Source organism: Bacillus sp. S14(2024) (assembly GCF_050473785.1).
Classification (GTDB): domain Bacteria; phylum Bacillota; class Bacilli; order Bacillales; family Bacillaceae_G; genus Bacillus_A; species Bacillus_A yunxiaonensis.
In genome coordinates this window covers 155,787-176,647 of record NZ_JBFLUP010000006.1, presented here as the reverse complement: position 1 = coordinate 176,647, position 20,861 = coordinate 155,787, and the positions used below count along the sequence as shown (strand labels likewise).

The 20,861-nt window shown below is 39.3% G+C and carries 25 protein-coding genes; 2 read left to right on the top strand and 23 right to left on the bottom strand.

Features of this window, described 5'->3' with window-relative positions:
- Positions 1-38: 38 nt before the first annotated feature.
- The 16 genes from AB1279_RS01155 to AB1279_RS01080 form a co-directional block, all read right to left on the bottom strand.
- Positions 39-440: a F0F1 ATP synthase subunit epsilon gene (locus tag AB1279_RS01155; protein ID WP_429757552.1), complete on the bottom strand. Its 402-nt coding sequence runs from the start codon at positions 438-440 to the stop codon at positions 39-41.
- Between the two features lie 20 nt (positions 441-460).
- Positions 461-1,855, bottom strand: coding sequence for a F0F1 ATP synthase subunit beta (gene atpD, locus AB1279_RS01150; protein WP_429757551.1), 1,395 nt, complete (start codon positions 1,853-1,855; stop codon positions 461-463).
- 104 nt (positions 1,856-1,959) lie between these two features.
- Positions 1,960-2,817, bottom strand: a complete 858-nt coding sequence (gene atpG, locus AB1279_RS01145; RefSeq protein WP_429757550.1) for an ATP synthase F1 subunit gamma — start codon at positions 2,815-2,817, stop codon at positions 1,960-1,962.
- Positions 2,818-3,036: 219 nt separating this feature from the next.
- Positions 3,037-4,545: a F0F1 ATP synthase subunit alpha gene (gene atpA, locus AB1279_RS01140; RefSeq protein WP_429757549.1), complete on the bottom strand. Its 1,509-nt coding sequence runs from the start codon at positions 4,543-4,545 to the stop codon at positions 3,037-3,039.
- 11 nt (positions 4,546-4,556) lie between these two features.
- Positions 4,557-5,099, bottom strand: a complete 543-nt coding sequence (locus AB1279_RS01135; protein ID WP_429753030.1) for a F0F1 ATP synthase subunit delta — start codon at positions 5,097-5,099, stop codon at positions 4,557-4,559.
- The gene (atpF, locus tag AB1279_RS01130; protein ID WP_429753029.1) at positions 5,096-5,605 is read right to left on the bottom strand and encodes a F0F1 ATP synthase subunit B; all 510 of its coding nucleotides are present in this window, start codon (positions 5,603-5,605) and stop codon (positions 5,096-5,098) included. Before atpF ends, AB1279_RS01135 begins: the two co-directional genes overlap by 4 nt.
- Positions 5,606-5,730: 125 nt before the next feature.
- Positions 5,731-5,949 (bottom strand): F0F1 ATP synthase subunit C, encoded by a 219-nt coding sequence (gene atpE, locus AB1279_RS01125; RefSeq protein ID WP_251226953.1) that lies wholly within the window; start codon positions 5,947-5,949, stop codon positions 5,731-5,733.
- Positions 5,950-6,006: 57 nt separating this feature from the next.
- A complete protein-coding gene (gene atpB / locus AB1279_RS01120) occupies positions 6,007-6,726 on the bottom strand; it encodes a F0F1 ATP synthase subunit A (RefSeq protein ID WP_429757548.1) in 720 nt (239 codons plus the stop codon).
- 7 nt (positions 6,727-6,733) lie between these two features.
- On the bottom strand, positions 6,734-7,126 hold the full coding sequence (locus tag AB1279_RS01115) for an ATP synthase subunit I (protein ID WP_336482177.1): 393 nt from the start codon (positions 7,124-7,126) through the stop codon (positions 6,734-6,736).
- Positions 7,126-7,350 carry an AtpZ/AtpI family protein gene (locus AB1279_RS01110; RefSeq protein WP_429753027.1) on the bottom strand — a complete coding sequence of 75 codons (225 nt, stop codon included), beginning with the start codon at positions 7,348-7,350 and terminating at the stop codon, positions 7,126-7,128. Before AB1279_RS01110 ends, AB1279_RS01115 begins: the two co-directional genes overlap by 1 nt.
- 471 nt (positions 7,351-7,821) lie before the next feature.
- Positions 7,822-8,451 (bottom strand): uracil phosphoribosyltransferase, encoded by a 630-nt coding sequence (upp, locus tag AB1279_RS01105; protein ID WP_020061432.1) that lies wholly within the window; start codon positions 8,449-8,451, stop codon positions 7,822-7,824.
- A gap of 515 nt (positions 8,452-8,966) precedes the next feature.
- Entirely contained in the window at positions 8,967-10,208 is a 1,242-nt protein-coding gene (gene glyA / locus AB1279_RS01100; RefSeq protein WP_429753026.1) for a serine hydroxymethyltransferase, read from the bottom strand.
- A gap of 192 nt (positions 10,209-10,400) precedes the next feature.
- On the bottom strand, positions 10,401-10,973 hold the full coding sequence (locus tag AB1279_RS01095; RefSeq protein WP_429757547.1) for a TIGR01440 family protein: 573 nt from the start codon (positions 10,971-10,973) through the stop codon (positions 10,401-10,403).
- Positions 10,974-11,039: 66 nt separating this feature from the next.
- Entirely contained in the window at positions 11,040-11,483 is a 444-nt protein-coding gene (rpiB, locus tag AB1279_RS01090) for a ribose 5-phosphate isomerase B (RefSeq protein WP_429757546.1), read from the bottom strand.
- Between the two features lie 113 nt (positions 11,484-11,596).
- Positions 11,597-12,037 carry a low molecular weight protein arginine phosphatase gene (locus AB1279_RS01085; RefSeq protein WP_429757545.1) on the bottom strand — a complete coding sequence of 147 codons (441 nt, stop codon included), beginning with the start codon at positions 12,035-12,037 and terminating at the stop codon, positions 11,597-11,599.
- A gap of 279 nt (positions 12,038-12,316) precedes the next feature.
- Positions 12,317-12,814 (bottom strand): PTS sugar transporter subunit IIA, encoded by a 498-nt coding sequence (locus AB1279_RS01080; protein WP_429757544.1) that lies wholly within the window; start codon positions 12,812-12,814, stop codon positions 12,317-12,319.
- A gap of 350 nt (positions 12,815-13,164) precedes the next feature.
- On the opposite strand from AB1279_RS01080, the gene AB1279_RS01075 reads away from it, so the two are divergent.
- Together AB1279_RS01075 and AB1279_RS01070 are read left to right on the top strand one after the other, a co-directional pair.
- Positions 13,165-13,551 (top strand): DoxX family protein, encoded by a 387-nt coding sequence (locus AB1279_RS01075; protein WP_377880416.1) that lies wholly within the window; start codon positions 13,165-13,167, stop codon positions 13,549-13,551.
- A 177-nt stretch (positions 13,552-13,728) separates the two neighbouring features.
- Positions 13,729-14,337 carry a flavin reductase family protein gene (locus tag AB1279_RS01070; protein WP_429753021.1) on the top strand — a complete coding sequence of 203 codons (609 nt, stop codon included), beginning with the start codon at positions 13,729-13,731 and terminating at the stop codon, positions 14,335-14,337.
- 353 nt (positions 14,338-14,690) lie between these two features.
- On the opposite strand, the gene AB1279_RS01065 is transcribed toward AB1279_RS01070, so the two are convergent.
- The 7 genes from AB1279_RS01065 to AB1279_RS01035 form a co-directional block, all read right to left on the bottom strand.
- Positions 14,691-15,251, bottom strand: coding sequence for a manganese efflux pump MntP family protein (locus tag AB1279_RS01065; protein WP_429757543.1), 561 nt, complete (start codon positions 15,249-15,251; stop codon positions 14,691-14,693).
- A gap of 57 nt (positions 15,252-15,308) precedes the next feature.
- A complete protein-coding gene (locus AB1279_RS01060) occupies positions 15,309-16,352 on the bottom strand; it encodes an L-threonylcarbamoyladenylate synthase (RefSeq protein WP_429757542.1) in 1,044 nt (347 codons plus the stop codon).
- Between the two features lie 107 nt (positions 16,353-16,459).
- A complete protein-coding gene (locus tag AB1279_RS01055) occupies positions 16,460-16,918 on the bottom strand; it encodes a mechanosensitive ion channel protein (RefSeq protein ID WP_429757541.1) in 459 nt (152 codons plus the stop codon).
- Positions 16,919-16,970: 52 nt separating this feature from the next.
- Positions 16,971-17,804, bottom strand: coding sequence for a stage II sporulation protein R (gene spoIIR, locus AB1279_RS01050; RefSeq protein ID WP_429757540.1), 834 nt, complete (start codon positions 17,802-17,804; stop codon positions 16,971-16,973).
- 184 nt (positions 17,805-17,988) lie between these two features.
- Positions 17,989-18,837, bottom strand: coding sequence for a peptide chain release factor N(5)-glutamine methyltransferase (gene prmC, locus AB1279_RS01045; protein ID WP_429757539.1), 849 nt, complete (start codon positions 18,835-18,837; stop codon positions 17,989-17,991).
- Complete coding sequence (prfA, locus tag AB1279_RS01040; protein ID WP_272189929.1) at positions 18,837-19,904, bottom strand: peptide chain release factor 1; 1,068 nt, start codon at positions 19,902-19,904, stop codon at positions 18,837-18,839. Before prfA ends, prmC begins: the two co-directional genes overlap by 1 nt.
- A 271-nt stretch (positions 19,905-20,175) precedes the next feature.
- Positions 20,176-20,760, bottom strand: coding sequence for a thymidine kinase (locus tag AB1279_RS01035; protein WP_377880409.1), 585 nt, complete (start codon positions 20,758-20,760; stop codon positions 20,176-20,178).
- Positions 20,761-20,861 lie beyond the last annotated feature (101 nt).

Genomic DNA, 20,861 nt, shown 5'->3' with positions numbered 1-20,861 from the left:
AAAAGCCGCAAAGGTTTATCCCTTTACGGCTTTTTTCTTTACTTCATATTTGAAACGTTCAAACGGTTCACTGCACGTTGTAATGCCATTTCTGCACGTTTGAAGTCAACATGTGCTTGTTTATCTTGCAGACGTTGCTCAGCGCGGCGCTTCGCTTCATTTGCACGATGAATGTCGATATGACTTGCTGTTTCAGCAGATGGTGCTAATACTGTTACTTTCTCAGGGCGAACTTCGATAAAGCCACCGCTAACTGCCACGTAATCCGTATGTCCACCATTTTTCAAGCGAATTGCACTAATCTTAAGAGGTGCAACAGTCGGAATGTGACCTGGCAAGATCCCCATTTCCCCGCTCTCTGCTTTTACGCTTACCATCTCAACTTCATTTTCATAAACCGGTCCATCAGGAGTTACAATACTGACTGGAAATGTCTTCATAATTCGTCCCTCCTAAGGCCTTACGCCATCATTTTCTTCGCGTTTTCAACAACTTCTTCAATACCACCAACAAGACGGAATGCGTCTTCTGGAAGGTCATCATATTTTCCTTCTAGAATTTCTTTGAATCCACGAACTGTTTCTTTTACAGGTACATAAGATCCTTTTTGACCTGTAAATTGCTCTGCTACGTGGAAGTTTTGTGATAAGAAGAACTGAACGCGACGAGCGCGATGTACAACTAATTTATCTTCTTCAGATAACTCGTCCATACCTAAGATAGCGATGATATCTTGAAGCTCTTTATAACGTTGTAATGTTTGCTGAATTTTACGAGCAACTTCATAATGCTCTTCTCCAACGATTTCTGGAGAAAGTGCACGAGATGTAGACGCTAATGGGTCTACCGCTGGGTAAATACCCATTTGTGTTAAACGACGCTCTAAGTTTGTTGTTGCATCTAAGTGAGCGAATGTTGTTGCTGGTGCTGGGTCAGTGTAGTCATCGGCTGGTACATATACCGCTTGGATAGACGTGATAGACCCTTTATTTGTTGATGTAATACGCTCTTGTAATTGACCCATTTCTGTTGCAAGTGTTGGTTGGTAACCTACCGCAGATGGCATACGACCAAGAAGGGCAGATACTTCAGAACCAGCTTGCGTGAAACGGAAGATATTATCGATGAACAAAAGTACGTCTTGTCCTTGCTCATCACGGAAATGCTCAGCCATTGTTAAACCTGTTAGTGCAACACGTTGACGTGCTCCAGGCGGCTCGTTCATTTGTCCGAATACCATCGCTGTTTTCTTAATTACGCCAGAATCGCTCATTTCATGGTATAAGTCGTTACCTTCACGAGTACGCTCACCTACACCAGCGAATACAGAGATACCGCCGTGCTCTTGTGCGATGTTGTTAATTAATTCTTGGATTAATACTGTTTTACCTACACCGGCACCACCGAATAGACCGATTTTACCACCTTTAATATAAGGAGCTAATAAGTCTACTACTTTAATACCAGTTTCAAGAATTTCTACTTTTGTAGATAACTCTTCAAATGCAGGTGCTTGACGGTGAATTGGATCACGGCGTACATCCGCTGCTACCTCTTCACCTAAGTCAATTGCATCACCTAATACGTTAAATACACGGCCAAGTGTTGCATCACCAACTGGAACTGAGATTGCTTTACCAGTATCCTCTACTTCTACACCACGAACAAGTCCGTCTGTAGAAGACATTGCTACTGTACGAACTGTATTATCACCAAGATGAATTGCAACTTCTAAAGTTAAGTTAATTGCATCTTGTTTAATCTTAAGGGCATTGTAGATTTCAGGTAGCTTTCCGCCGTCAAACTTAACGTCTACAACCGGACCCATGATTTGCGTAACGCGCCCTTTATTCATCGGGTTCCCTCCTAGCTTTCTTTAAATTAGCCAGCTTTTCTACGAGCAGTCGGCTTTAATTTTTTTATATTTCACATCAAGACTATCGGTTCCGCTGTTTCTTTCTATTCTAACGCTGCTGCACCGCCGACGATTTCCGTAATTTCTTGCGTAATCGCTGCTTGACGAGCGCGGTTGAAAGAAAGTGTAAGTGTATCGATAACTTCCATTGCGTTGTCTGTAGCACTTTTCATCGCTGTCATACGCGCTGCGTGCTCACTTGCTTTGCCGTCTAGCAATGCACCGTACACTAAGCTTTCTGCGTATTGAGGCAATAATACTTTTAAAATATCTTCTTCAGACGGTTCAAACTCATATGAAGTTGTTGCTTTTTCAGATGCCACATCAGTAAGCGGTAAAATTTTCTTCTCCGTTACTTCTTGTGAAATCTTACTTACATAATGATTGTAGTAAATATACAATTCATCATACGCACCATCTGTAAACATAGAAATTGCTCTTGAAGCAACTTCTTTAATATCAGCAAATGACGGTTGATCAGATAATCCAATTACTTCATCAATGATATTAAAACCACGACGTTTTAAATAATCACGGCCTAGACGTCCTAGTACAATAATCGCGTACTGGTTTGCATCCATGTTATGACGCTCTTTCACTACATTGCTTACTGCACGTAAAACGTTACTATTATATCCACCTGCTAGTCCGCGATCCGATGTAATAACGATGTATCCTGTTCGCTTCACAGGACGCGCTGTTAACATTGGGTGATTTACCCCGCTACCTTGCGCTATGTCCGCTACTACTTCTTGAATCTTATTCATATACGGAACGAAAGATTTAGCATTTTGCTCTGCACGGCTTAATTTTGATGCAGATACCATCTCCATCGCCTTCGTAATTTGACTCGTTTTCTTTGTCGAGTTAATTTTTGCTTTTATATCGCGTAAAGATGCCACAGGTTTTCACCACCTTTTTTCCGGAAGTTGGCATGATTAGAAAGGCTCTCCGTTTGTTCATCTTTCTAATCTAATTAACAAGCTATACTTGTTCATGATTGAAGGAAAAGAATAGGTGCACCTACTCTTTTCCTCTACATATCCGTTAGCACTCTATGTAAGAGTTACCTGTTTATATAGAAGTGGAGCGGCCTAAAGAGCCGGCTCCGCTTTTTATTATTATTCAGATGCTACGAAAACTTTTTTGAAGCCGTTAATAGCTGCTGCCATTTTTTCGTCTTCAGCAAGTTTTGTTGTTGTACGAATTTCAGTTAATAATTCAGCAGCATTTGAATCTAACCAAGCATGGAACTCGTCTTCGAAACGAGTGATATCTGCTACTGGGATATCATCTAAGAATCCGCGTGTTAATGCGTAAAGAATCATAACTTGCTTCTCTACTTTTAATGGCTTATGTAAGCCTTGTTTTAATACTTCTACTGTACGTGCACCACGGTTTAATTTCGCTTGTGTTGCTTTATCAAGGTCAGAACCGAACTGAGCGAACGCTTCTAATTCACGATAAGATGCAAGGTCAAGACGAAGTGTACCAGATACTTTGCTCATCGCTTTGATCTGAGCCGCACCACCAACACGAGATACAGAAGTACCTGCGTCGATCGCTGGACGTACACCAGAGAAGAATAGATCAGATTGTAAGAAAATCTGTCCATCTGTGATAGAGATTACGTTTGTTGGGATGTAAGCTGATACGTCCCCTGCTTGTGTTTCGATGAAAGGTAATGCTGTTAAAGAACCAGCGCCTTTTGCATCACTTAATTTTGCCGCACGCTCTAGTAAGCGGGAGTGTAAGTAGAATACATCCCCTGGATATGCTTCACGACCTGGAGGACGACGTAATAGTAATGACAGCTCACGGTATGCAGCTGCTTGCTTAGATAAGTCATCATATACAACTAATACGTGTTTGCCATTGTACATGAACTCTTCGCCCATTGTTACACCAGCATATGGAGCTAAGTATAATAATGGAGCTGGTTGAGAAGCTGATGCAGTTACAACGATTGTGTACTCTAATGCACCATGCTTACGTAATGTTTCAACTACGTTACGAACGGTAGATTCTTTTTGTCCGATTGCTACATAGATACAAACCATATCTTGATCTTTTTGGTTCAAGATTGTATCAAGTGCAACAGCTGTTTTACCAGTTTGGCGGTCACCGATGATTAACTCACGTTGTCCGCGGCCAATTGGTACAAGAGCGTCAATCGCTTTAATACCAGTTTGAAGTGGCTCATGAACAGATTTACGGTCCATTACACCTGGTGCTGGGCTTTCGATTGGACGAGTTTTTGTTGTATGAATTGGACCTAAACCATCTACTGGTTGCCCTAATGGGTTTACAACACGACCGATTAATTCTTCCCCTACTGGTACTTGCATGATGCGACCTGTACGACGTACTTCGTCACCTTCACGAATTTCAGTATAAGGTCCTAAAATAATGATACCTACGTTATTTTCCTCTAAGTTTTGTGCTAGTCCCATAACGCCGTTAGCGAACTCAACAAGTTCACCAGCCATAACGTTATCAAGACCATGAGCACGTGCAATACCGTCACCAACTTGAATAACTGTACCAACATCGCTAACTTCGATCTCAGATTGATAGTTTTCAATTTGTTGCTTTATCAGTGCGCTAATTTCTTCAGCTCTGATGCTCATGCGCTTCACCCCTATCTATTCTTCATAAGTTCACGCTGGATACGTGCTAACTTTCTTTGTAAACTGCCGTCGTAAATGCGGTTTCCAATGCGTACTTTAATACCGCCTAGTAAATCTTCATCTACAACATTTTGAACGCGAATCGCATCTTTTCCTGTTTTCTTTGCAAATACTTCTGCAATGCTAAGCTTCTCATCTTCTGATAAAGAACGAGTAGAGTAAACAATTGCATCAGCTACGTTACGCTCTTCATTTGCAAGTGCAACATACGCATCTACAATTTCAGGTACTAATGTTTCGCGATGATTATCGATTAAAATATATAAAGTGTTTAAAATTGGTTGAGAAACAGTAGAAAACACGTTAGAAAGGAATTGTTTTTTCATTTCTTTTGAAATGCTTGGTTGTCCTAAAAAAGTATGTAGTTCGTTACTACTTACAAAAACACTTTGTACAAGGCGCAGTTCTTCCTCAAACATTTCTAGTACGTGTTTGTCTTTTGCGATTTGAAAAAGAGCGACAGCATAACGTTTAGCTACAATTTCATTGCTCATCGCGCTTCTCCTACCTCTTTAATATAATCGCGAATTAATTGAACTTGGTCTTCTTCTTTTAGTTCTTTTTGCATTACTTTAGAAGCAATTTGTACAGATAAAGAAGCAACCTGTTCTTGCAGAGCAGCAATCGCATGCTCTTTTTCGCGTTGGATTTCTTGTACAGCAGATTCTTTAATAGATACTGCTTCTTCTTTTGCAGCAGCAATGATACTTTCTTTTTGATCCTCTGCTTGCTTTTTCGCTCTCTCAATCAATTCTTGCGCTTCAACACGTGATTGTTTTAACATTTCACGTTGTTCTTCTACTAACTTTTTCGCCTCTGCATGGTTCTTTTCCGCAGCGTCGATTTCGCTAGAAATATGATTTTCACGTTCCTTCATAATTCCCATTAAAGGTCCAAACGCATATTTACGAAGCAATGCTAATAGAATTAGGAAAACGACTAATGTATAAAGCATTGTTCCGTATGGAACAGCAGCAGCTCCTAATAATAGAGTTGGCACAAGGATTCACTCCCTTCAAAATCTAAATTAAATAAATGAACAGACAAGTAATGTTTCATTCATAAAGCAATGGCGAAGAAGGTCCCAAAACGATCTTCGCCACTTATTGTAAGGGGAGCTATCCCTTATTTGTTTAATACGATGAATGCGATTACTACACCGATGATTGGAAGCGCCTCAACTAACGCTACCCCGATGAACATAATTGTTTGAAGAGTACCACGTAATTCTGGTTGACGAGCAACACCCTCAACTGTACGAGATACGATAAGACCGTTACCAATACCAGCACCTAGTGCAGATAAACCAATTGCAATTGCAGCTGCGATTACACCTAAACTCATTTTAAAAGTCCTCCTTTTTATCAATAAAAAATAAATTTTGTACTTACATTAAATATATTAATGGTCGTGGCTTACTTTATGAGCCATGTATACCATCGTTAACATTGTAAAGATAAATGCTTGGATAGCACCTACGAAAATACTGAAGCCCATCCATGCTAACATCGGCAGGACAGCACCTAACGCGCCAAACACACCGCTTGCACCTAACTGAGCAAGTAATGTTAATAAAATCTCACCGGCATAGATGTTACCAAATAAACGAAGACCTAACGTCAATGTATTAGCAAATTCCTCAATTACCTTTAGCGGGAATAAGAATTTCATTGGTTGAATATAGCCTTTTAAATATTCCTTCGTACCCTTCATCTTAATTCCATAGTAATGGGTGAGGATAACTACCATCACGGCCAATGTTAGAGTAACTGCTGGGTCAGACGTTGGAGATCTCCAACCTGCAAGGTGCTCACCACCCTCAGCAATCGTAATCATGAGCGGCAAACCGAGCATGTTTGCTACAAATATGTACATAATGAGCGTAACTCCAAGCGTTAAAAAGCGTCCGCCTGTTTGCCAATCCATCGTACTGCTAATCATACCCTTCACAAAGTCCATAATCCATTCAAGGAAATTTTGCATTCCTGTTGGACGCAAAGCTAAGCTACGTGTACCAATAACAGCGATAATAAATACGATTACTGCCGCAACAGTCGTCATCATAACAGCGGACAAGTCGAACGTTAAACCTAGAAATTCAACTAATTTACCGTGTTCCACTAGTAATTCACCTCTCTTCCCTGCTCTTATACTGTAAATAAAGAAAATCTATGATCATGACAAGATACCCTGTCAGCAATCCTACTCCTAAGCTCCACATCGCCATTAAATGTTGATATTTCGCTGCAAATAAAATTAATAGCCCTATCGCGGCTAATCTCGAATATGTACTCACTGCGGTCGCTTTATACTTTACATTCTCTCCTTGTGTAACGCGATCTAACAGCCTGTCCGTCTTGTGTGCAACAATGCGCAAACTAAGAAAACCGAAAATCGTTCCGATAATCAGCCCCAGAAAGACATCTTTGTATGAGGTAAAGCCCCATCCTAATACAAAGAGTGCGAGAAGGTTGTACATATATTTCTTTTGTCTTCGGACAAGTTCATGTACCTCTATCATCATTGCTCTCCTGAATAAAAGTGTCGAATGAGTCGAATCATAGCATAAACCCCTGTTCCAAGACCTAATAATAAACCGATTACTAGGAATAAAGGAAATGTTCCAAGCTTACTATCAATCCACTGCCCGCCAAAAATACCAACTAAAATAGCACCAACGAGCTGAGAAAGAATTCCAGTCATTAAAGCATATGCCTTAAATGGACTACGCTTGTTTTCTCCCAAGGATTCATCCCTCCATATGTAAAGCCTCATTCACTATGCGTTAATAATAACTCATGATTCTGTATAAATTCTACTCAAATAAGAAACTTAACTTTTTTGTCAAAGAATAGACGAAAAATTGTCAATGAAAACCCTATCATCTATCCCCGTTGTTAGCATACAATAGGGTATTAAACAGTGTCAACGTCAAATCGAAAAAAATCAAAAAATTTGAGTATTAGTCATTTATTGGCAGAAATGAAAACGTTCCCCTTCAAAATACTGTTAATAAATATCTAATTTCTAAACCTTCTCTCTTTATAATGGAAGAAAAAAGTTCACATTTTTGTCACCATTGTTTTTTCCTAATATAACGTTTAACTTCTGTAGTATAACTTTCTCAAGTAGGAAGTTTCTATATTATATGCAATTCGACTGTATGTTATGTTGCATATAAAAACAGACGAGAAGGCTTTCTTCTCGTCTGTTGTCTTACTTCGTTCCGAATAAACGGTCACCAGCATCTCCAAGGCCTGGCACAACATATCCATGGTCGTTTAACTTTTCATCTAATGCAGCAACGTAAATATCCACATCAGGATGGTCTTCTTGTATAACTTTTACCCCTTCTGGAGCACCAACGATACACATTAATTTAATATGTTTCGCACCGCGTTTCTTTAAAGAAGTAATCGCTTCTGATGCAGATCCGCCTGTCGCTAACATTGGATCAAGTACAATAAAATCACGTTCTTCTACATCAGTTGGAAGTTTCACATAGTATTCTACAGGTTGTAATGTTTCTGGGTCGCGATATAAACCGATATGACCTACTTTCGCCGCTGGAATTAATTTTAAAATTCCATCTACCATCCCTAAGCCCGCACGTAAAATAGGGATTAAACCAAGTTTCTTACCTGCAATCACTTTTGTTTTCGCTTTACTTACAGGTGTTTCAATTTCAATTTCTTCAAGTGGAAGATCGCGTGTAATTTCAAACGCCATTAAGCTTGCCACTTCATCTACTAGTTCACGAAATTCTTTCGTACCTGTATTCTTATCGCGAATATATGTAATCTTATGCTGAATTAAAGGGTGATCAAAAACATACAGTTTTCCCATGTGAATCTCTCCTTCAGATGATATTAATGCGTGAGGACACGCCTTTTTTTACACTATGTACGATTGTAAAGAAAACGCTACTAATATTCAAGGGTGAATTTGGTAAAATTTCAAACGTTTCTTCCTTATACAAGAATAGCTTTACCAATTATGGAAATGACATCCTTCATTATATTTTTAAAATGTATTCATGATTTGTATACATACATAGAACAATTTATATGTCCTTTTTCTTACATGTAATATTTTTGTAGAATAACTGTTGAATAATGTTTTTTATTTTCCTATTCAACTTAAACACATATGAAAGGTTTACCTTGTAAACGATGTTGTTCTTCTGAATTTAAATTTTTAATCTCCTCTATTAATTCTTTCAATGCCATTTCAAATCCTCTAAGCAATTGTATTCTCTTATTAAGATTACGAAACGTTTGTTTCTATTAAATATCAACAAAGTAATTAAACATAACCTAAAAAAAGCTGCTGAAACAATACGTTTCAACAGCTTTTTTCTATTATAGTTCTGTATACATTGGGAATTTATCTGTTAAAGCATTTACACGCACGCGTGCTTCTTCTAGTGCTGCTTCATTGTCATGATTTTTTAATGTGTAAGCGATAATGGATGCAATTTCATCCATTTCAGCAAGTCCAAAGCCTCTTGATGTTACAGCTGCAGTTCCAATACGAAGTCCGCTTGTTACAAATGGGCTCGCTGGGTCAAATGGAATTGTATTTTTGTTTGTTGTGATACCAACTTCATCTAATACATGCTCTGCAACTTTTCCAGTAATGTTTAAACTGCGAACATCAATTAAGATTAAGTGGTTATCCGTTCCACCAGAAACAAGTGTAATACCTTCTTTTTGCAAACCTTCTGCTAAGCGACTTGCGTTATTGATAATGTTTTGTGCATATGTTTTGAAGTCATCCTGCAATGCTTCTCCAAATGCAACTGCCTTTGCAGCGATTACGTGCATAAGCGGTCCACCTTGAATACCTGGGAAGATTGACTTATCAATTTGTTTTGCAAATTGTTCTTTACATAAAATCATACCACCGCGTGGTCCGCGTAATGTTTTATGAGTTGTTGTTGTTACAAAATCAGCGTATGGTACTGGATTTGGATGTAAGCCAGCTGCTACAAGCCCCGCAATATGTGCCATATCTACCATTAAATATGCGCCAACTTCATCAGCGATTTCACGGAATTTTTTGAAATCGATCACACGAGGATATGCGCTAGCACCCGCAACGATTAATTTCGGTTTATGCTCTTTCGCTTTTTCTAATACATCTTCATAATTGATGTGATGTGTATCAGGATCTACACCGTATTCGATGAAGTTGTATTGTACACCACTAAAGTTAACAGGGCTTCCGTGTGTTAAGTGACCACCGTGAGATAAGTTCATACCAAGCACTGTGTCACCTTGCTCTAGAATTGTGAAGTATACAGCCATATTTGCTTGTGCACCAGAATGCGGTTGAACGTTTACGTGCTCTGCACCAAAAATTTCTTTTGCGCGGTCACGTGCGATATCTTCTACGATATCTACATGCTCACAACCACCGTAATAACGTTTCCCTGGATAACCTTCTGCATACTTGTTCGTTAATACAGAACCTTGTGCTTCCATTACAGCTTGGCTTACGAAGTTTTCAGATGCAATAAGTTCAATTTTTGAACGTTGTCTTCCTAATTCTAATTCAATTGCAGCAAACACCTTTTCATCTTGACGTTTTAAATGCTCCATCAAAATCCCCCTTTTCTGAACGAATTACATCTATTCTTGACATTTTCTCTTTATTTTCAAAGAAAAAACGAAAATTCCAGTTGCAATTCTTATAAACCTTCATGTTTTCAACTACATTCTAACACGACTCTACACATGATAAAAGAAAAAAAAGACCGAATCCGGTCTTTTTTTTTACTGTAAATTTATGACTTAACTACAAGTAAACGTTTCCTCTTTTACCGCATATACTGCACGTGCCCCGCCAATTAACTTCGGACGTGTTTTTGCCATCGTTACATGCGCATGCCCAATTTCTTTTACACGTGTACGTACAGGAACCGCTACATGTTTTAAATGCATACCAATGAACGTATCCCCAATATCAATCCCCGCATCTGCTTTTACGAACTCTACGATAACAGGATCTTTCATATTATGATATGCATATGTTCCAAGAGCCCCACCTGCTGATCTGACAGGCGTAACATTTACAATTTCGAACTGGTGTTTCTCTGCGACTTCTCTTTCGATAACTAACGCACGGTTTAAATGTTCACAGCATTGAAACGCTAGTGTAATACCACACTGCTCTTGAAATTGTTTTAACGCAGAAAAAATCGCTTCCGCCACTTCCATCGTTCCCGATGTTCCAATTCTTTCGCCTAGCACTTCACTTGTACTGCAGCCCACAACAAAGATGTTTCCATTTCGCAGTGAAGCTTGCTCTTGAAACTCAGAAAGCGCTGTTTGCAGCTGCTCTTTTAATTGTAATATTTCATTCATTACGCTCTTCCTTTCGCAGGTAGGTTCAACAAATTATATTAACTCTTACTAGAAGTTAGAATACGATTACTTCGCTTCGTATGCTTTAATTTTCCCTACACGGTTCTCGTGACGGCCACCTTCATACTCCGTTGTTAACCAAATTTTCGCGATGTCACGTGCTAACCCAGCTCCGATTACACGCTCACCCATTGCTAACATGTTCGTATCGTTATGTTCTCTCGTTGCTTTTGCACTAAATGTATCATGTACTAATGCGCAGCGAATGCCATGTACTTTATTTGCTGCAATCGACATACCGATACCTGTTCCGCAAATTAAAATACCACGGTCCACTTCACCATTTGCAACCATTTCTGCCGCAGGGAATGCAAAATCAGGGTAATCTACAGAACCAGCTTCGCACTCACAACCTAAATCAATATATTCAATATTTAACTCTTCTAATAGACTTACGATTTCTTTACGAATATTCATTCCGCCATGATCAGATGCTACTACTACTTTCATTCTAAACCCCTCCAAATATAAAATGAACCGAACAGTTAACTCTATCTCAAACCTTTGAGATACAAGATCCGTTAAATCGAGATAATCTCCAATATCGTATTATACACGAAACATTAACTTTCTGAATGGTTTTTCAGCAAAGTTTGGACAAGTTGTTCCATTTCTTCCAGCGTTGCTTTATAAACAACAAGCGAACCACCAAAAGGATCAGAAATGTCCTTATTTGTACCTTCTACAAATTCATATAATGTATGCACTTTTCCGTTTACTCCTGGATGATGCGCTAGTAAAAGCTGCTTATGTCCCGTTGTCATTGTTAATACAACATCAGACCACTCTAACAACTCTTCCGTTACTTGCTGAGAAGCATGTGCAATTGAAATCCCTTTTTCTTCTAACGCACTTTTAGCATGCGCAGATGCATCGCTGCCTACCGCGGCAAATACACCCGCAGATTGCACTTCAAAATGCCTTTCTCCGTAATGCCGTAATAACGCCTCTGCCATCGGACTGCGGCATGTATTGCCTGTACAAACGAATAATACTCTCTTCACCAAACATCAACTCCTTATGATGAATATCTATGTTCATCATAACTCACAATGATGATGAAAAAAAGAAATGTATATACAGAAAAGCGCATTTCTTCTAGAAGAAATGCGCTCTCATTATGTATGTGAAACCCTATTTTCAAGTGACTACAATATAGTAACATAGAACAGGAAAAAATCTACTGCTATTCTTTCATTTTAATACCAGCCATTCCATCAGTAGAGGATGTAAAAAAGGAATCCACTTCAAATATGAAATGGATTCCTTATGAATCAAAACGATTATTTCATTGTTACTTTCATTACTGATGTTGAACCTTTTGTAGCTGCTACGCCGATAGTTGTTTCAATAGACTCTGTTGCATCTGTGTTTGTAATAACGATTGGTGTAATTGTGCTTTTTGCTTTTTCACGAATTAAGTCTAAGTCGAAAGAGATTAATTTATCGCCAGCTTTAACGGCTTGTCCTTCAGCTACATGTGCTTCGAAACCTTCGCCTGCCATTGTTACAGTTTCTAATCCAACGTGGATTAAGATCTCTGCACCGTTTTTCGATTTAATACCTACAGCATGTTTTGTATGGAATAATTGTACGATTTCACCGTCTACTGGAGATACTACTACACCTTCAGTTGGATCAATTGCAACACCATTTCCCATCATACGTCCAGCGAATACTGGATCTGGTACTTCTTCAATATTTTTCACTTCTCCAGTTAATGGAGCTACGATTGTTTCTGCATTTGTTTTAGAACCAAGGCCAAATAATTTTTTAAACATAGGATAATCCTCCTTATAATCCTTACTTATAATACATTTCATAGAACTCATTAGTTACAACTCAAATCTTTACTGGCGTAAGAACACTTTCGTTGTCAATCAGAACCCTATTGTATCGCCTTGCAAAATTCCAGTCAATTCAGACAGTCTGAATTTAAACGGAAAGAAGTTAACTTCTTCATTTCTATTTAAGCCTTTTTTCTTCAAGTTGTCTAGAGGTCTTAACAACATAATAATTTTTTACTTATCGTTTGTAAAATTTTTTGTTAAAGTTACTTGACTAAAGTAAGTAACTGTTTTATTATAACTTACATAAGATAAGTAAATAACTTTTTAGGAGGTATTATAAAATGATGAACATTGGTCTTCTTATTATTCGTCTTATTATCGGGGTTACATTCATGGGGCATGGTACTCAAAAATTATTCGGCTGGTTTGGCGGCTATGGTTTAAAAGGCACTGGCGGCTGGATGGAATCAATTGGCTTACGACCAGGAGTGTTTATGGCGTTTATGGCCGGAGCAACTGAATTATTAGGCGGTTTCTTATTCGCTGCTGGTATTTTCACTTGGGTAGGTGCTCTATTTATTGTTGGTACAATGTTAATAGCTATCTTCACAGTTCATGGTAAAAATGGTTACTGGGTTACACAAAACGGTTTTGAATATAACCTTATCTTAATCGCAGTTGCAGTTGGCGTTGCTCTTATTGGACCTGGCGCTTACACTTTAATTTAACCAAATACCTCGAATTCGAGATATTTATCAATTCAATCCCTCACAAATCATTGTGAGGGATTTTTTCATGACCTTTACAAAAATCGGCAGAAAAATATTTTTTCAGCAGGAGTTTTCCTCCTTTATCTTGTAAACAAACAAAGAAGCGTTATCGATATTAGAAGGGAGATTACATACATGCTGTCTATTAATCCAAATGAACAAACTGAAAGAGACAATTACAAATTATTAACAGGAAGCATTATTCCGCGCCCAGTTGCCTTCGTCACAACTGTTACCAATGATGGAGTACTAAACGGAGCGCCATTTAGCTACTTTAATATCGTTGCTGCTAATCCGCCTCTTATCTCCGTTTCTGTGCAGCGAAAAAATGGAGAGCCAAAAGATACAGCAAGAAATGCGATGGAAAAAGAAGAATTTGTCGTGCATATTTCTGATGAATCGTACGCGGAGGCTATCAATGAAACAGCAGCTAGCCTCCCGCCTAATGAAAGTGAAATTGAACTTGCAAAACTAACGCCAATTGACAGCGATGTCATTTCTGTACCAGGAGTAAAAGAAGCGAGCATCCGTATGGAATGCGTACTAGAGCGCTCTATTCAGCTAGGCGGAACAGAAGATTCCCCAGCATGCGATCTATTAATCGGACGCATCGTACGTTTCCATATTGCTGAGCACTTATACGAAAATGGACGTATTCATGCTGAAGGTTTAAAACCAATAAGCCGTCTAGCAGGACATAACTATGCAAAACTTGGAGAGCAGTTTGAACTTGTACGACCTTAATTAAAAGCGAAAGCGGCTTGCTTAGAACAGGAGGGGGATGGAGCTTCTGACATAGAGGCGCTATTTGCCTCGGCGGAAGACGCGAAGCCACCGACTGTTCTAGCCGCTGGAGCTGGATAGAATTAAAAGCGAAAGCGGCTTGCTTAGAACAAGAGGGGGATGGAGCTTCTGACATGGAGGCGCTATTTGCCTCGCCGGAAGACGCGAAGCCACCGACTGTTCTAGCCGCTAGGGCTAAATAGAACGAAAAGTGGAAGCACCGATATATTGATGTAACATCGACAAGTTTATTTATAAAGTAAAAGTCCAGCCAAAATAAATGGCTGGGCTTTCTTACATTGAATTCTCTTTATTTATAACGAAAATAATAATTTGATTCCAAATCCAACAAGTATAATCCCGCCAAGCACTTCCCCATACGTTCCAAGAACGCTTTGTGCTCTGCGGCCAATTAACAATCCGCCCCAAGTGAGCAGCATACTTACAACGCCGAATATAAGGATGGTTACAAACGTACGTGCTCCGTAAATACCAAGGCTTAAACCGACAGAAAAACTATCTACACTCACACTAAAAGCAAATAACAGTAAACTCCCGCCGGCAGGAACGCTCCTATACTCATCATCATGAGAGATTGAGCTATATACAATGTGAAATCCCAATCCCATTAATAAAATACTACCTATAATTGTAGTAATGGAGCCAAATTGCTCTGATAAAAAGCGGCCGAGCATGATGCCGATAAAAGGCATGATTATATGAAATATACCTATTATAATGCCTATATAAAAGATTTGACGCGGCTTAAGTGTAATCATCCCCATACCGAGGCTAACAGAAAACGCATCAAGCCCTAGCGCAAATGCCATAATAAAAAGCGGCAACAACTCGCTTAGAATATGTTCCATCGTCATAATGTCCCTCCTCGGACTTGCTACTTCAAAATATGCACGTCCGAGGAGAGATAGAATTTATTTTTCGAAGATGATTTGATGACCTGCAGCTTTCGTTAAACGATTCATGATTGCACTACCAATTCCATCGCTTGGGAACGACTCGCTAAAAATAATATCAACATCGTTCGCATCAAATGTACGCAATACGTCATAAAGCTTTGTCGCAACTGTCGCTAAATCACTGCGCTTTCCACAAGCGAGGACAACCTCCGCTTTATACACATGCTGATATTCCTCTGTTGTTAATACACCTACTTTATAACCCTCTTGCTCTTTGTTATCCACAAGTTGTTGAATAAATGCACGCGAACCTTCAACAATGCTAAGCGGCGCTTTCGGTGCATAATGTGTATATTTCATTCCTGGAGATTTTGGTTTTTCCGTTTCATCCTTTAATGCTGGATCTAACAAAACAGGTCCAATCACTTCTTCTAATTGCTCTTTCGTAATACCGCCTGGGCGCAAAATCGTCGGTATTTCACTCGTACAATCTACTACAGTAGATTCAACACCAACACCAGTTGCCCCGCCATCAACAATACCCGCAATTTTTCCATTTAAATCTTCATATACATGAGAAGCGAGCGTCGGACTAGGGCGGCCGGAACGATTCGCACTTGGAGCTGCTACCGGTACATTCGCCGCTTCAATAAGCGCCAATGCTACCGGATGATCCGGCATTCGAACTGCCACTGTATGTAATCCAGCTGTTACCTTTTCAGAAATGCCTTCTTTTTTCGGAAAAATAAGTGTTAATGGCCCTGGCCAGAAATGTTCCATCAATACATTCGCCACTGGCGGAATATGAGCCACAATGCCATCTAATTGTTCTTCCGTACCAATATGTACAATAAGTGGATTATCACTTGGTCTTCCTTTTGCTTCAAAAATTTTCGCAACAGCTTCGTCATTTAATGCATTCGCACCGAGTCCGTATACTGTTTCAGTCGGGAACGCTACTGCTTCATTTTCTCGTAATAAATGCGCTGCTTCTTGCAACTGTGGATAATCTTTTTTTATTTCCACAACATTATCCACAACCCACATTTTTGTATTCATTTCTTTCCACGTCCTTTTCTACCATGAAATACTTGTTATTTGTAGTTTACTATGAGATTTATCCAAAAGACAAATAAGATTTATCCACAAAATGTGGATAAATCAATTTAATCGGTGGATAACTTTGTGAATAGCTGACAATTTAGTATAATTACATTCGGCTGTTTTATATTTTCACAAAAATGTTCTAATGTCTGAATTCCCTCTGATACAGCATCCCTTTCCACAGCTTCAAATTGAAAAAACTGAAATATTGCAACTGACAGCGGACTGTTTGTGAGCAAATATAATTGCTCAATACTTCTCTCTTTAATATACTGCAAAAGTGTTTCGAAAAAATGCAAGAATGTAACGTTATCCACAGCGGGTGTGAACAAACAAGAACGAAGAAGTGCATCGTTTCCAATTTGCTCATATCCAATAGCTGCTTGAATTTGTCCCTCTTCTTCTAATATCATAAAGTTCTCATATAATTGATCTAATCGTTCTTCCTTCATATGAGCTTGTCCAAAAAAGGCCTGCAATCTTTCTACATCTGTTTTTGTAGCAAAACGTATTTGCTTCATACATAATCCCTCCCCATACTTTTATATATGAGGAGGGATTACCTTTTAGAACTTATTTGGAAAATAAAGATGTAAATGCTTCAACGATAAACAATTTTACCTTTGGTTTTTCTTCCGTTTCTTCCACTACCTTCACGTGCTCTTCTTTTTGAACTGTATGCGGTTCATCTTGCTTTACTTCTTCTTGTTCCTGTAATTCTTTCTCAACGCTGTTTTCGCGTACAGGTTTTGCTTTCACTTTTTGTTTAGGTGCAAGATTCGTCTCTTTCTTAGCTTTAAGAGATTGCTTTACTTCTTCTCTTACAACTTCCTTTTGCACATAATTTTCTTCTATATCGTCCTCATCAATTGTTTCTGCCTTTACAACCTTCTCTTCTTTCTTCACAGCTGTACCACTAGAGAAATCTAAGAAACACATTGGAGGAAATAATACGCACCACCAATTTGCACCTTCACCTTTACCAATTGTCACAAGTACTGCTTCATACTCTCCAGCCGGATAAATAAAGTTCCCATACAATTTCGTTGGAAATTTTATATGTTTATTAAACTGAACTGTAAAAGTTTCCTTACTTCCTTCTCGTTTCAACGTGTTCGCTACTGTTTTTTCAAGTTCTGGAATACGGCTTCGGATGATACGACGTGCGTCTTCAAACGATTTTAAATCTGCCACCCAGCTATCGATTTGTGCTTTCACTTCATCGCGCACTTTACGTTTCAACTCTTGATCTTCCTTCGAATCACTATTAGCCAAAATACGTAATCGAATCGCTTCTTTAGGAATCACGACAGGTTCCTTTGCATCAGCTTTCATATATCCAAAGTGCGCAATCATTTGTGCACCGATTAATAATAAAAGTAGATAAGCAATCGCTTGTTTTTTCATCCTATCTCCACCGCCCCTTCAGTAAAACAGTGTAGACAAGTTTTTTTCTTTCTAAACTACTAAATTCAGAATCTATTCAATTTTTAGGTCATGTCTACTGATATATCGGCCGTTATTTTCGATATATCAGTGGACCTAGAAGGAGCTGACAAAAGTCCATTTTCAGGTCAGCCCCTTGTTAAAATTACATTTCCGCAAAAACCATACGATCTTTTCCATTAATATCAAAGACAACCTCGACATGTGCATGCGGGAATGTTTCTTGCAGCAGGGCACGCACATCCTCCCCTTGCCCTACACCTACTTCAAAGGCAACAATCGCTTCTTCTTGTAGAACTTTTGGCAGCTCTTCCATAAAGCGTCTATAGAAATCAAGTCCATCTTCACCGCCAACAAGCGCACGCTTTGGCTCATGCTCTTTCACAACAGAAGAAAGCCCTCTCCAATCTTCTTCTGGAATATAAGGAGGATTCGAAACAACAACATCAAGCTTTTGCTTCGTTTCTTGAAACGGCGACAATAAATCACCGTGGTAGAACGTTACTTTTGCCTCTAATTCTGCTGCATTTTTCTGTGCCACTTCAATCGACTCCGGAGCAATATCCACTGTGTACACATGTAAGTGTGGATTTTCTAAAGCAAGGGTAATCGAAATCGCTCCGCTGCCAGTACCAATGTCCGCCACATGCACACGTTTATCTCCAAATTTACGTTGAATGCGTGTTAATACGCCTAGTACAAGCTCTTCTGTTTCCGGTCTTGGTATTAGTACCTCTTCATTTACGAAAAATGGCCGCCCATAAAACATTTCATGTCCAATTAAGTACTGAACAGGTATACCCTCCACATGCTTGTGGATAAAGTTTGTAAAAGTTTGCTCTTGTTCTTCCGTTAACTCTTCACGCATATTCATCATTAAACCTGTTCGATTCGTCTTTAATACATGACAAAGGACAATTTCTCCCGCATTTTCATCTCGCCCATTTTCTTGTAAAAAAGAAGAAGCCCATTTCAGGGCTTCATAGACACGCATTACTCAGCTGCCTCCATCTTTTGCGCCTGATCTTCCATCACTAAGGCATTGATGAAATCATCTAACTTACCTTGTAAGATTTGATCTAGCTTCTGAATCGTTAAACCGATTCGATGGTCTGTAACACGATTTTGCGGGAAGTTATACGTACGAATACGCTCAGAACGATCACCAGTTCCAACAGCTTGTTTACGGTTTTGATCGTACTCAGCTTGCGCTTCTTGTCTAAACTTATCATAAACACGTGCACGTAATACTTTCATTGCTTTTTCTTTATTCTTAATTTGTGATTTTTCATCCTGACAAGAAACAACTACACCAGTCGGTAAATGCGTTAAACGTACCGCTGACATCGTTGTATTAACACTTTGTCCACCAGGACCACTAGAAGCAAACGTATCCACACGAACATCTTTTTCATGAATATCGATTTCTACTTCTTCTGCTTCCGGTAATACAGCTACAGTTGCTGTAGAAGTATGGATACGTCCTCCAGATTCTGTTTCTGGAACACGCTGCACACGGTGCGCACCATTTTCAAATTTCAACTTTGCAAAAGCGCCTTTACCGTTGATCATAAAGATAATCTCTTTATATCCACCTAGTTCTGTATAGCTCGCTTCGATAATTTCAGTTTTCCAACCTTGCACCTCAGCATAACGGCTATACATACGGTATAAATCACCAGCAAATAACGCCGCTTCATCACCACCAGCAGCACCACGAACCTCTACGATAACGTTCTTATCATCATTCGGGTCCTTTGGAACAAGTAAAATTTTCAGACGCTCTGATAATTCTTTCTCTTGTCCCTCTAGCTCAGACACTTCTTCTTTTACCATTTCACGCATGTCAGCATCTAACTTCTCTTCTAACATCGCTTTTGCATCTCTTAATTGTTCACGAGTATCTTTATACTCACGGTACACCTCTACCGTCTCTTGTATATCAGATTGTTCTTTTGAATACTCACGAAGTTTGTTTGAATCACTTATAATCTCTGGATCACTTAAAAGCTCGTTTAACTTCTCATAACGGTCTTCTACAGCTTGCAAACGATCTAACACAATATTCACCTCAACATCCTAGTCTCTAATCTAATACAAATAGTATATGGTACATAACAAAAAAAACGCAAATTATATTTAAAAGCGCAGGCGGCCCGCTCAGAATGGGAGGAGGATGGAGCTTCTGACGTAGAGGCGCCCTTTTGCCTCACAGGAAGAAGCGAAGCCACCGACCATTCTTGCCGCCGGAGCTAGATATCATCTAAAAACGCAAACGGCTCATTCCGCTCCTACGTATTTTCTAAAAAAACCCGCTTTATGTAGCGAGTTTTTATCTCTGTTTAGTTGGCACAGCATGACAATGACGACAACGTGGTTCATATGATTCTGATGCAGCAACTAAAATAATAGGATCATCAAAAGACGCTGGTTCCCCGTCAATTAAACGTTGCGTACGACTTGCAGGAGATCCACACTTAGCACATACTGCTTGCAGCTTCGTCACATGCTCCGCAATTGCCATAAGCTGAGGAACTTGTCCAAATGGTAGACCACGGAAATCTTGGTCTAAACCAGCAACAATCACACGATAGCCGCGGTTTGCCAATTCTTGCACCACTTCCACAATGTCCCCATCAAAAAATTGCACTTCATCAATTGCTATAACATCTATATCTTCTGTTACATGCTCAAACATCTCTTTTGAAGCCGCAACAGGAACTGCTCTTACTTTCAATCCATTATGCGACACAACATCTTCTTCACTATAACGATTATCAATACACGGTTTAAATACAATTGCATTTTGCTTTGCAAATTGCGTCCGGCGTACACGGCGGATGAGCTCTTCTGATTTCCCTGAAAACATGCTTCCGCAAACCACTTCAATCCAACCGTCTTGATTTATTAAGTACATGAGAGCTCCTCCTTTCGTCTACTTATTCTTACTGTAAGTAGGTAAAGGTTTATATTTTCGCAAAAAAAACAGACAAGCGGATATATACACTTGCCTGCTTT